Here is a 13205-nt window from a genome sequence, read left to right on the forward strand (position 1 = left end):
ACAAATTTAACCATGATAGTATGGGACGCAATAAAACATTTATAGTAAGCTAAATAAATATGTTAAGAAAAAAGAAAGAGGCTGTTCGTGTTATACAACAGTGCAGAGTTTTATGAAAATATAAGGGGAGGGTGACGTTATGTATCCCAGAGTGTTATTTGATGTGATAAAACGTGCAAAATGTGCAAAGTAATTATATTTACCTTTCTTATTTTTATATTATTTAAAGTGTAGTAGATGCAAAGTGTATTATAGGGTATCTGATTTTATGGTATACCAAGCAAGAATTTTGTTAAAATCAGGGACTGTGCGCTGTGTATTTATAGGCTTGTGTTTCGCTTTTGCTTTTCCACAGCCACTTGCTGCATTTGATTTTTTCGGCATACCTTTTTTTGGTCAAAAGAAAACAAATTCTCCTTCACATTATACCAAAAGTACAGAGAGATTTTATAAAGTTGATGTTGTTGCACCGCCAGGCGCGCCATTAGAAGGTATAAAAATAGTTAAATCTGTTTCTTCTCTTGTTGCTGATAGAGAGAAAGGATCTGCCAGTTCTTCTGGTTTACTAGCCAAGGCGCGTTCAGATTATCGAGCAATTCTTTCTGCTCTTTATGCTGATGGACGCTACGGCGGTGTTATTAGCATTAAAATTAATGGCTTAGAAGTCGCTGATTTAAGTCCGGTAACTCAACTTCCAGCACAATCCAATATTGTCATTACAATTAATGCCGGTCCACAATATGTTTTTAGTGTTGCAAATATTGATAAAGTCGCTCCATTTGAAAAACGTAAAGCGCATAAAATGCCCACAATTGAAGAATTGGGCTATAAAGTTGGGGCGATTGCTAAATCTGAAACCATTTTGAAAGCAGAAAAATGGGCGATAGAAGGATGGCGTCAACAAGGTTATGCTAAAGCTAAAATTATGAAGAGTGAGGTCGTGGCTGATCATGCTGCGTTGCGTGTTGAAGGACGGATTGTTGTTGATCTTGGACAAAAGGCTCATTATGGTCCTTTAAGTGTGCGTAATATAAGTAAAAAACCACGTGTAGATTCAGCTTATATCGCATGGATGACCGGATTGAAGCTAGGACAGAAATACGATTCCGATGCATTAGCTAAGGCAAATGAACGTCTTGCGCGCCTTGGTGTTTTTCGTGCTATCAATATACGTGAGGCTGATACCATTAATCTAGACGGCAGTTTACCGCTTTCACTTGTTGTACAAGAACGTAAACCGCGTCGTTTTGGTGTAGGCGGTAGCTATTCAACATTAGATGGTGCTGGTTTTGAGGCTTATTGGATGCATAACAATCTTTTTGGTCATGCAGAGGTTCTTAAAATTGAAACAAAAATAAGTGGTGTTGGTAGTAATAAAAAGCAATCGTATAATTTTAAAAATTTTGATTATCTTTTTGGTGGCACGTTTATAAAGCCTGGTGTACTCACGCCAGATACAGATCTCAGGTCAGAATTAAAAATACAACAAGATGTTCTAGAAAATTATACGACAAAAGCCATCAAAGGAAGATTAGGTATTACACATATTTTCAATGGTAATCTATCGGGGCAGGCTGCTGTAGAAGTTTCAAATGGTTATTCACGTGATATCTATTTTGGGAGCCGTAATTTTACAACAATAGGTTTCCCTAGCGGTTTGATTTACGATAGTCGTAATAATAAGTTTAATGCAACAAAAGGTTTATATGGGGAAGTTTTCATTGAGCCTTTTTATGAGATGCGTTTTAGCAACTTTGTTGCAAAAGTAACAGCAGAAGGTCGTTCTTATTGGGCGTTGGACGAAGGAGATCGTTTTGTTTTTGCTGCGCGGGCAAAGATTGGTACAATTCTTGGGAATGATACAGCACAAATCCCTGCGAATACGCTTTTTTTTGCTGGTGGTGGTGGGTCTGTTCGTGGTTATTCTTACCGTAATATTGGTATCAAAACAGAAAATGATGCGGTTGTTGGTGGACGGGCGGTTGTTGAAGGATCGGCAGAATTGCGTGTTTCTTTAAATGATAAAATAGGGTTTGTCGGTTTTCTTGATGGAGGTGTCGTAGGGGAAAAGGCAAATTTTGATTTTTCTCAAAAAATTAAATGGGGAGCCGGTATAGGAGGTCGTTATATGACGGGTCTTGGTCCTTTACGCGTTGATTTAGCCTTTCCTTTAAAGAGAGAGAAGGGTGATCCTCGCATTGGTTTTTATGTGGGTATAGGGCAAGCATTTTAATGAAAAAAGGTGTACGTTTATCAGCTTTCTTCTTTGTATTTTTGTTTTTTGGGGTGGGTGGTTTTGTTTTTGCGCAAAGAGGAGACATTCTTCCCTCTAGCGAAATGAAAACAGAAGATCGCTCATGGTTTGTTTCTTTAATTGAACGAAAGCTTTCAGCGCCTAATCGTCAAGTTCGTTTACACAATATGCAAGGGACACTGTCTTCTCAAACATCAATTGATACTATTACTGTCAGTGATAAAAAAGGGGTTTGGCTTAAAATTACCAATGCTAAAATGGATTGGAATCGTCTAGCGTTGCTGAGAGGGCGGATGGATATTAACCAGCTTTCGGCAGAACAGGTTACATTTTTACGAAAACCGCAAGGCAATTCTTCTTTTGTTTCTTCCCTTGAGACGGGTAAGTTCTCTTTACCAAAATTGCCGCTTGCTCTTTCTATCAATACGCTTACAGCTCAACATGTGACTTTTGAACAGAATCTTTTTGGTTTTTCTGCTGATATGTCCTTAAAAGGCAATTTCACCTTGGCGAGTGGTAATTTTGATGTCGATATAGCGGCACACCGTTTAGATGCACCGGGTTCTTTTTCTGTTCTCACCAAGATATCTGATAGTAATCGTACAGCTCAAATTGATATTTCTGCTAACGAACCACAAAATGGTATTTTGGCGAATATTTTTAACATTGAACAACGTCCAGCATTAAATCTCGTCGTGAAAGGTGATGGTACTTTTGATGATTTGGTTATCAAACTTTCTTTAGAGTCTGATCATCGTTCTATTGTAGATGGTAATGTTATTCTTGCAAGTGTTCCAGAAGGACAGAGTTTTTCTACGAAACTAGAGGGAACACTGAGCCCTTTAATACCTTCTCAATATCGTAATCTCTTTGAATCTGATATAACATTAAAAGCAAAGGCAAGAAGAACAAAAGAAGGTGTGACACACCTTGATCAGATGGTTATTCAGAGCAAAGCAATGAATGTTATAGCCAATGCTGAAATAACCGCCGATGGATTTTTGCGGCAGCTTTTTGTTGATGGGAAAATGGCTCTTGATAACGAAAAGGAGTCTGTTCGTTTACCTGTATCAGAAGTGCCAAAATCTGCGAATACTCTTGCTTTGAATATTGACTATGGTCGCGAAGGGCAACAATCTTGGAATGGGCGGTTGGTTGTAGGTCATTTAAGAAATAAAAATATTTATATTCGCGATGCAATTTTTGATATGGGAGGGGTAAGCGAAAATCTTGATGATCCAGCTTCTCGGCATGTTGGTGTTCAGGTTAAAGGGACACTTCAAGGGGTTAAAAAGATTAAGGGAGCGTTAGTAGAAAATTTAAGCCAAGCGGTTCATGTGCATTTAGATACGGATATTGTTTCGAATAAACCAATTTTGATTCATGATCTGAGTGTTACGGCTCAGGGTTTTTCTTCTTGGTTAAAGGGGACAATGGAAAATTTTGTTTTTAAAGGCGATCTCGGTTTAAAAGCTCAAACATTAACTCCTTTAGAAGTGTTCAGTAAACAATCACTTTCTGGTAGTGCAGATATTAAAGCCAAAGGAACGATCAATTTATTGAGTGGCATTTTTGATCTCCAATTATCAGGAATGGCTGACGATGTGAAAATAGGCGTGCAGTCTTTTGATCGTTTATTCAAAGGAAACATCACTCTTTCAGGTGGTGCTACTCGAAATACGAGGGGTTTTATTTTTCGTCATTTTAATTTGAAAAATCAATATACAAACATAGAAGCGAATGGTTATTTTTCAGATGAAAGCGCTAAAATGGATCTATCTGCTCAAATATCTGATTTGTCCAAATTAGATCCAAAGATAAGCGGTGCGCTTACAATTCAAAGTACGGCGAGAGGGCGCAATAGCCATATAAAACTAAATACACGTGCCCATATTGCTGAAGCATTAATCGTAGGGAAGAAACTTCAAAACACAACACTTAACATAGATGCATTTGTAGATAATACAGCACCAGTTACTTCTTTAACAGGGGTGGTAAAAGGTGAAGGGATTTTTGCTAAGAAACCTTTGCATTTATCCGCCTCTTTTAAAGATTCTCATAAAATTCGAAAACTTGAAAATATCGATATTAGAGGGGGAGGCGCAAAAATAACGGGTGACCTTTCTCAACAACTTGGCGGTTTTTTGAAAGGAGCGCTGCATATTGATGCCGATGATATTTCTGTACTTTCAGCGTTATTTTTGCAGGATGGTAGTGGAACAGTAAAAGGAGATTTTATTTTTGATGAACAAAATGGCAGACAAAAAACCAATGTGAAGGCGCATGTTAACCATTTGAATTTTTCCAAGAATAAAATAAAAAAATTGGCAATAGATGCTGACATATTCGATCCTTTTGGCATGACTCAGTTTGAAGGCGTTATCAATGCAGAACATATTCAAACACCTTTGATAATGGTCAATCGTTTAAATGCTCACGCTGATAGAAATAATGGACAAACGGTTTTTACTGTTCAAGCGATGTTGCATGATACTCTCAATGCTCGGCTTTCTGGTCGTTTAATGGTTGAGGAACTTCCAGAAAGTATAAAACGAGAAGTGCAAATTGAAACTGTGGACTTAAAACAACACGCTTTTCATGCAACATTGCCAAAACCATCCATAATTGCTTTTGATAAAGATGGAATAACAATCAATGAATTAGGAATTGCAATAAATGGAGGCAACATCATCTTAGCAGGGAATATTCAAGATACCCTGAATTTGCAACTTACAATGAATGCGCTTCCTGCTACTTTAGTCAATCTGTGGAAATCTGATCTTGGAGCAGCAGGGAGTGTAACAGGGCAGGTTATGATTCGTGGTCATTTAAAAAAACCTGATATAACTTACGATATAAAAGGTGAGGGACTGACAACCGTTGCTTTTCAAGATAAAAAAATTATGCCTTTTTCTCTTTCTGCTACGGGAAACACTGTAGATCAAAATCTTACTTTAAATGCAAATTTAACAGGAGAAGGAGTACAAGCACAAGCTCAGGGGCGTGTATCTCTAGAGAAAAATAAGCTTGATCTTCATATTAATTTGCAAAATTTATCTGCACGTTTGGCAAATATTTTTATTGCAGGACAAGCGCTTGATGGGACAATGATAGGCAAAGTTGATATTGGTGGAACAATGAAGGATCCATCTGCTCATTTTGAGTTTTCTAGTCAAAATTTAACCGCTATGACGCATAAAGGACCAATGTCAATCAATATAAATGCTCGTGGTTCTTATAAAAAATCGACTTTTCATATTGAAAATATGATAGCTAATGGAGATAAAGGATTAGATCTTTCCATTCATGGGCCTGTATCTCTTAATGGTTCAGAGGCAAAATTAAACGTTAAAGGGATAATGCCTCTTGATTTTTTTAATCTCTTATTAGCCAAGCGTGGTGCACATATAACGGGTACAGCAAGAATTGATACAGCTCTTAATGGTGCGTTGTCCAAGCCACAATTGATAGGAAATATTTCTATAGGTGACGGTAGCTTTTTTGATTCACAAACAAATGTAGGATTGAATAATATAACGCTTGAAGGCAAATTGAATGGTGATCATGTCCTTATAGAGAAAGCTTCAGCTTCTTCGTTTGAGGGGGGGGGGATTTCTGCTTCAGGTCGTATCTCTAATGTTCTAGAGACAGATTTGATATTTCATCTTGATAATGCCAATTATAACGATGGTTCTATGATTCTGGCAACATTATCAGGTGAGATGACAATGAAAGGTCATTTTTTAAATGATCTTGTTATTGGTGGTGATATTATCGTTGAAAAAGCTGAAGTTTTTGTTCCGGATCATTTTAAAAGTGCTAAGTTTCTTGATGTTAGAAATAAGAATTTAACTAAATCGATTCAAACAACACTTGAACGTGCTGATGTTAAGAACACGAACAAAAGCAAAAGCCGTATAGTTACACAAGAATCTTCATCTGTTGTGTTATCAAATATGAGTATTACAGCACGCAATCAATTTTTTGTACGCGGAAAAGGCTTAGATGCTGAACTTGGAGGACGCATTAATCTAGCAGGTCCATTGAATGATGTGCATCCAGTTGGTGAATTTAGAATGATTCGTGGACGTTTTGATATTCTTTCGCAACGTCTTAATTTTGATCAAGGGCAAGCGAGTTTTAGCGGTAATCTTAATCCTACGGTTTATTTTGTAACCAACAATAACAGTGGTGATATTCGCGTCACTGTAACTGTAAGTGGGACGGTTGATAATCTTGATATTAATTTTTCTTCACAACCAAATTTGCCTCAGGATGAGATTTTGGCGCGTTTGATTTTTAATCGTTCTCTCAATGAATTATCACCATTTCAGATTGCTCAACTTGCAGCAGCAGCGGCTGATCTTGCAGGTGCTTCTAATACATCTTTGTTGAATACTTTACGAACTAAAATTGGACTTGATGATCTTGATGTTATCGTTAATGAGAAGGGTAATACAGGATTACGTATTGGACGCTACATACACAATAATATTTATTTGGGTTTTGAAGCAGGGTCTGATGGAACGACGAAAGGGACAATTAATTTAGATATTTCGCGTCATCTCAAAGCTAAAGGTGCTATAGGGAATGAACAAAATTCTAGTATTGGTCTTTTTTATGAAAGGGATTATTAAATATTGAATTTTAAAAAAACAATTTCTTCGTTTTTTGTCTCTCATTTCTAAATCTGAGGAAGGGGACATAGACTAGAAATCCTACAAAAGAAGAAGCTTTTTTTGAGGCGTAAAGAAATATATCTGAAATATTCGATTTTTTATTTATGCTATTCTCTAAAGGGACAAAATCTTCACGAAAGACAGTGTGTTATTTTTCTGTTATATATTTATTGTAGAGAAATGTCTTACCTTGTTCTCAAACCCATCTCATGCTGTTGCTTAAAGAATGTAATGTATGCAATATATTGATTTATAAAAATAATTTATCATTATTCAATTTGAATTAGAACTTTGAATATCATATGATTCTCTCATTGTGAATCTCTCTTATGTTGGATCAATCAAAAACCATTCGCCTTGCATGTTACAAGCGGGGAATCCTGTGTGGATAAAACTATTAAGAAATGACTAAAAATGCCTCTTATGAACCATCTCGAGAGTTAAGCCTGTCGCAACAGGGGCTGGCAAAATAGCGTGAATGGTGCGGGCTTGTTACTCCATAAGCGTAAAGATAGGGGGAGTAATGGGTTTCTCGTTATACAATTCACGGACGTTATCGCGAAATGGGCTTGGGGAAGACTTTGAGAGAGGTTTCTTTAAAACAAAAGCACCTGAATTTGAAATTTGCAACACAATGGCATTCTGTTTTTACGTGAAAGGCGTGATTCCATTAAAGAACGTGATAAACAAAAGCATGAGGCAAGCGGATAATCCATAAGATAATCAATTTTATTGTCAAACGCATTTAAAGCCATATTATTTAATAATAAACATTACCTATCTGGACTAGCTGTCATGACGTATTCAACTGCTAGCACAGCGTCTTTACGTCGTTTTTCTGGTAGCAAATTGCGCATTTTTCCCATTGCTTCACTGGATGATTGGGATACATGCTGTTCGTTGTTTTGTGTTTGATCCTTATCAGCATTTGGTGTTTCTCGTTCACGGTAGCAGTGTTGCAGAGCAGCAGCCACACAGCCCATTGTTGCTAGCTTTTTACAACCGCATGATCGCATATACCGCCATGTCTGCCCCTATCTGTTATTCAACCGTTTTACTTGGGGCATCGCAAGGCGGTACCTCCGGTGGTCCACCATAAATGGTGTAACTCACTAGACTTTATTACATAAAGTCGTTCGTGGCTAAAGCCCTTTTTGATGTTGGCTAGCAGAAAAAAGCACTTCCTCCTTATCATGATTTTGGTGAGTGTACGGAGAGTTTGAGAGGCGGTAGCCTCTCATTACTCGTTTGAATCATCAAACATATCTAGGGTACTATCGTCCTTTTTTTCGTTTCTTCTTCGTTGAATAACGGTTGTAAAGGCAATTCTATCGCCATTGAAAATAAGGTTAGGATTGATAAAGTACCACCCTTGTCGTAAATGTTTAGCGATGATTTGAGCGCTTTCTAGTTCGGTTAAACCACATGCGAAAGTAGGAAGAGAAAGTGCTATTTTTTTCTTTATTGGCTTCGAGAAAGTCGTCTAAAGCTAGTTTATCTAATGGTACTAGATCTTTGCTTATTCCTTTTTCCTGCAGCATCCAGACTAGTACTCCAAAAGCTTTTATTCCTGCTGTTTTTAATTCAAAAGTTAGAGCAATATTATTTGTGAATAGTTTTATAAACTCTTGCGAATCCACTCATCGAAAAGTCGTTACATGAGTGCCTTGCATTTCACCAGTTGATTGATTGATTAAAACATTATCGTCACGTCCTAATCTTGATAATCGTATTCGTTGATTTTTTATAGGAACAGTCATTCCCTCAATAAATGGATTTTCTTCATATCGAATAGCTTTTATTTTTTTCATATAACGAATAGCCCTCCAAACAGAATACTCCAAAATATAACGCTATTGTGTTGCAAGTTCATGTGCTTGTTTTAAAGAAACATTTCTCAGTGTGCGCAAGCCTATTTCATAAGATTGCTTGTGAAATGGTATAAAGGACTTCTTATGAATGGTATAAAATCCATACTACCGTTATTAATAAAGGTATAAGTATTTATTAAAGGTATAAGTCAGTATTATCATTCTATTTTCAAGCTTCTCATGTTGCCGACAATCTTTTCACTTGAAAATGCAGAGGTATTTTTATTGCTTATCTTGAGGGTTTTTATGCATAAACCAATATCTCTTATGACACACAACAAGTGCTGTTGATTGATTCATCATAAATATAAAGAAAATATGCAATAAGCAAATTACACCTTATCTTTTATTTAAGATATAATATAATAAATTATGATTATAAATCAAAGTATTAATATGCATGCCAAAAGATATTTTTTGTAAAAATATTTATCAGAGTTATATGTCGTATTTTTCTATTTAGGCATTTAAAAGAAAGAGGAATGTCATTTTACTTTTCATCTGTTTTTTTGCATATTGAGATCATAGTCTTATATAAGCACTAACGTTGTGCATTTATAAACTCTTAAAGAAGTTAAGGTATTGGAGGAATATCACTTTAGTTTCTAAATATAGAAAAAACAGCAAAGCTTGCTTTAAAGCAAGCTACAACAGTAAAAAAGTTTTATAATAAATCCTCTCTTATTTTTTCAATGTTTTTTTCATGCTGAGTGTAGCTATAATTTGCAGCACAATTTATAATTGTCAGCCTATCCTGTTGTACCATAAAAGACTGACATTTGAGGTGCGATAACATAAGGCATGTAAGTTTTGACAAAGTATTTTGAAAGCACATGGTGAATATCTAGGGTAAGCCTTATATAATTGAATCACATAAGTTGTTATCAAGTGGAACGAACTCAATAAAAATCTGGATTGTTTACAGATCAGATTGGGTAGAATCTTTGTCCTTTAAGATGTGTGGAGAAAAAATTGTCAGTGTAGGGATAAACACGGATAAAGGTTGTATTAATCCAGATTCATCATCATAATCCGTGGCAATTTTTTCAAACCTTGATGCTCTCTCTTTTAGGATTCACAACACTTATGAATGTTTCAACACTTATTTGAGGAAGGGAAGGGATTTTTGAAGTTTCATTGTGAGAGTCAATTGCATTCAACAAAATAGCGAGTAAAGTTTTCATCTAAATTCAAGAAGTTTATTTTCAATAAACCATAAAATTCTCTGCCAATTCTTGGTTGAAGTAATACTTTTTCTTGGTAACAAGTCTTTTTTATAAATGGAGCATTAGCTTCTATCCATTTTTTATTTCAAGTCTTATTTAAGGATCTAGAAATTAGGAGGTATGTTTTTTGAACTGGATATTATGAAGTTTTTTATAAAACCCATGTTCTTTTTCTAGCAATTCTTTTTGAGTACCTTGTTCAATCAGTTGTCCATCTTGTATGACCACAATTTTATGAGCACGAGCAATCGTTGAAAGGCGATGAGCAATAATGATCGTTGTGCGTCCTTTGGTAAGGTGATGAATGGCTTCATTAATTTGTGCTTCGGTGTGTGAATCGAGCGCACTTGTTGCTTCATCAAGAATCAGAATTTCACTATCGTGAATCATTGCTCTAGCGATAGCGAGTCGTTGTTTTTGTCCTCCTGAAAGATTACAGCCATTATCACCTATCTGTGTATCATAACCATTTGGCAAACTCATAATAAAGTCATGAGCATTTGCTGCTTTTGCTGCTTCGATAATTTCGTCATCACTAGCTCCTTCTTTTCCAAGTCCGATATTATATTTAACAGTTCCTTGAAAGAGAAAAGTGTCCTGTCCTACATAGGCCATCAGATTTCTCAGAGAGCGAAATGTCGTGTAGCGGATGTCTTGATCATTAATCAATATGCGTCCTTTTGTGGGGTCATACAGGCGCATAATAAGGTTGATAAGGGTTGACTTTCCCGAACCGGATGGTCCCACCAATGCTGTCATTTTTCCAGCTTCTATTTCTAGGTTGATATCTTTTAATATCATTTTGTTATCAGTGTAGGCAAAAGAAACATGTTCGAAACGAATAGTTCCTTGCGTTTTATTCAGATCTTTAGCTTCTTTATGTTCTATAACTGTAAGGGGACAATCGAGTATTTCAAACATCGTACGGATATTGACCAAGCCAGATTCAATTTTGACACGTACATTTGCTAGTCTTTTTGCGGGTTCATAAGCTAAAAGTAAAGCAACAATGAAGGACATAAATTCACCTTGAACACCTGCGCGTTGGGTTGCAAGATAACCGGAAAAACAAATAATACCTGCAATGGCAACACCCGTGAGTGTTTCCATAATCGGATTAGTAATAGCTTCGAGTGTTGCAATATTGTTTGTTTGTTTTTCAACATCACAAATGGCTTTGTCCATCCGTTTTTTCATGACTTCTTCTAGTGAAAAGGCCTTAATGACTCGAATACCAACAGCTGTTTCCTGTACGATTTTGATAATTTCACCAAGTGAAAGGAGCTCTTTTTCCATCAGGCTGCGAACGCGTTTTAAAGCCATTCGAACGCCTAAAAAAGCTAATGGTCCTACGATTAAAGTAATGGAGATTAACACAAAGTTTTGAATGAACATGACAAGCAACAGACCACTAACGGAAAGCAAATCACGTACAAAAGTTGTAATAATAGTATCAATGATATTACGTACGGCTGTCGCATTATGAGTTACACGAACAAGAAGATCAGATGAAGTGTTATTATGATAAAAGGAGACTCCTTGTTCCATAAGTCGTGCAAAAATTTTACGCTGTTGTTCAGCAATGATACTATTTCCTGCTTTGTTTAGAAAGTAAGTTTGGGAAAAAGTTGCAACTCCTTTGAGAATAAAGATAAAAGCAATGAAGCTAGAAATCAAAACAATCATAGGAAAATTTTGTGCATCAATAATCTGATTAACAACATCACGCATAATCCATGCACTGGTTGCCGTGGTACAAGAAATGATGATCATTGAGAAAATAGCCGCACTGTACCAACGCATATGTTTACGAAAATTTTCTCGCAAAAGGCGGATAATAAGATGTTTATCAAAAGAGGAAATTTGTTTTTTAGCCATGAAGTGCTTCCATATTCTCTCATTATTTTATGCAAGATTGAAACATTCTTAATTAAAAAGCCCCTTAATCTTTTTTAAAAAAATAACCTTTTCTTTCAAGGTTCATCACATCAATTTCACGACGGCGAGAGTGAAGAATGTAGTGCAAAGTTATCTGTGACAGGTATAATGAAAATTCGTTGTTCATCATTATCTTTAGTTCAATAAAAGTACCGGCGAGTTTCACCATTGTATTTACCAATTCCCATATTGTGATAGCCTTTGGCACTTGAAATGGCTCACAAAAAATATTTCTGCTTTTTAAATAATTTTTATGTATCGTCTCCATTTGTAATGTATAAGCAAACAATTCTGCTGCATTACATGATAAGAGAGCTTGAAATAAGCAGACCTTACGATGCTTAAGCTTTCTCATTTAATATGCAAAATAACGAATTCTTCTTATAAATCGATAAAGCATTATTAAACTCTTAAAAGGATTTATACACATTTATAAAAGCTTAAAAGCACCACAAAAACTCTATGTGGTGCTTCTAAATAATATCATACGCTCATGTTGACGAGTTGCATGCAAATATTATTCCAATGCAAAACTATTTAGGTGCTATCACCATCATCATTTGTCGGCCTTCAAGCTTTGGCTCCAATTCGATTTTGGCAATTTCACTTGTATCTTCTTTCACACGCTGAAGAAGCTTTAATCCAAGATCTTGGTGAGCCATCTCACGACCACGAAAACGCAAAGTAATCTTTACTTTATCCCCATGATCAATAAAGCGATGAACAGCCTTGAGTTTGACTCCATAATCATGGACATCAACATTTGGGCGCATCTTAATCTCTTTGATTTCGATGACTTTTTGCTTCTTACGCGTTTCAGCAGCTTTTTTTTGGGTTTGATATTTTAATTTGCCCAAATCGATGATTTTACATACGGGCGGCTCCGCATTTGGTACAATTTCAACCAAATCAAGTCCCGCATCTGCAGCCATAGCAAGAGCTTCTTGTATCGCAACAATTCCCTGATGTTGTCCCTCATCATTGATAAGCTGAACATGAGGCACTCGGATATCCTGATTTGAACGTGGTCCGTCTTTTTGGGTAGGTGTCATTTTAAACGGTTTACGAATGGTTTATGCTCCTTAATTTTGATTCAACTACAGTTAGTTTAATATACAATTATGCACCTAAAAACAACTATAATTCGCGCCTTTTTCATTATTTGATTTATTACTTTTTGGAATGATTTAGATTATAAAAGTTTTTCTCTTAATTTAAAGAAATTGTTTTATGGAGG

At 36.1% G+C, this 13205-nt stretch carries 7 protein-coding genes and 1 pseudogene; 3 read left to right on the forward strand and 5 right to left on the reverse strand.

Annotation, left to right across the window (positions count from 1 at the left end; genetic code table 11):
- Positions 1-268: 268 nt before the first annotated feature.
- The 3 genes and pseudogenes from ACFIK6_RS00705 to ACFIK6_RS00715 all read left to right on the forward strand — a co-directional run.
- A complete protein-coding gene (locus tag ACFIK6_RS00705; RefSeq protein ID WP_375641322.1) occupies positions 269-2233 on the forward strand; it encodes an autotransporter assembly complex family protein in 1965 nt (654 codons plus the stop codon).
- Positions 2233-6891: a translocation/assembly module TamB domain-containing protein gene (locus ACFIK6_RS00710; protein ID WP_375641324.1), complete on the forward strand. Its 4659-nt coding sequence runs from the start codon at positions 2233-2235 to the stop codon at positions 6889-6891. Before ACFIK6_RS00705 ends, ACFIK6_RS00710 begins: the two co-directional genes overlap by 1 nt.
- Positions 6892-7356: 465 nt before the next feature.
- Positions 7357-7635 (forward strand): annotated as a pseudogene (locus ACFIK6_RS00715) (integrase); the annotation flags it as partial.
- Between the two features lie 71 nt (positions 7636-7706).
- Here the strand turns inward: ACFIK6_RS00715 and ACFIK6_RS00720 are convergent.
- The 5 genes from ACFIK6_RS00720 to infC all read right to left on the reverse strand — a co-directional run bounded on the left by ACFIK6_RS00720 (position 7707) and on the right by infC (position 13020).
- On the reverse strand, positions 7707-7949 hold the full coding sequence (locus ACFIK6_RS00720; RefSeq protein WP_375641325.1) for a hypothetical protein: 243 nt from the start codon (positions 7947-7949) through the stop codon (positions 7707-7709).
- A gap of 224 nt (positions 7950-8173) precedes the next feature.
- Entirely contained in the window at positions 8174-8398 is a 225-nt protein-coding gene (locus tag ACFIK6_RS00725) for a replication/maintenance protein RepL (protein WP_342752785.1), read from the reverse strand.
- A 175-nt stretch (positions 8399-8573) separates the two neighbouring features.
- Positions 8574-8777, reverse strand: coding sequence for a hypothetical protein (locus ACFIK6_RS00730; protein WP_375641327.1), 204 nt, complete (start codon positions 8775-8777; stop codon positions 8574-8576).
- Between the two features lie 1364 nt (positions 8778-10141).
- Positions 10142-11908: an ABC transporter ATP-binding protein gene (locus ACFIK6_RS00735; protein WP_375641328.1), complete on the reverse strand. Its 1767-nt coding sequence runs from the start codon at positions 11906-11908 to the stop codon at positions 10142-10144.
- Positions 11909-12501: 593 nt separating this feature from the next.
- On the reverse strand, positions 12502-13020 hold the full coding sequence (gene infC, locus ACFIK6_RS00740) for a translation initiation factor IF-3 (protein ID WP_375641329.1): 519 nt from the start codon (positions 13018-13020) through the stop codon (positions 12502-12504).
- Between the last annotated feature and the right edge of the window lie 185 nt (positions 13021-13205).

It is taken from the genome of Bartonella sp. AS69XJJH (assembly GCF_042195585.1).
GTDB lineage: Bacteria > Pseudomonadota > Alphaproteobacteria > Rhizobiales > Rhizobiaceae > Bartonella.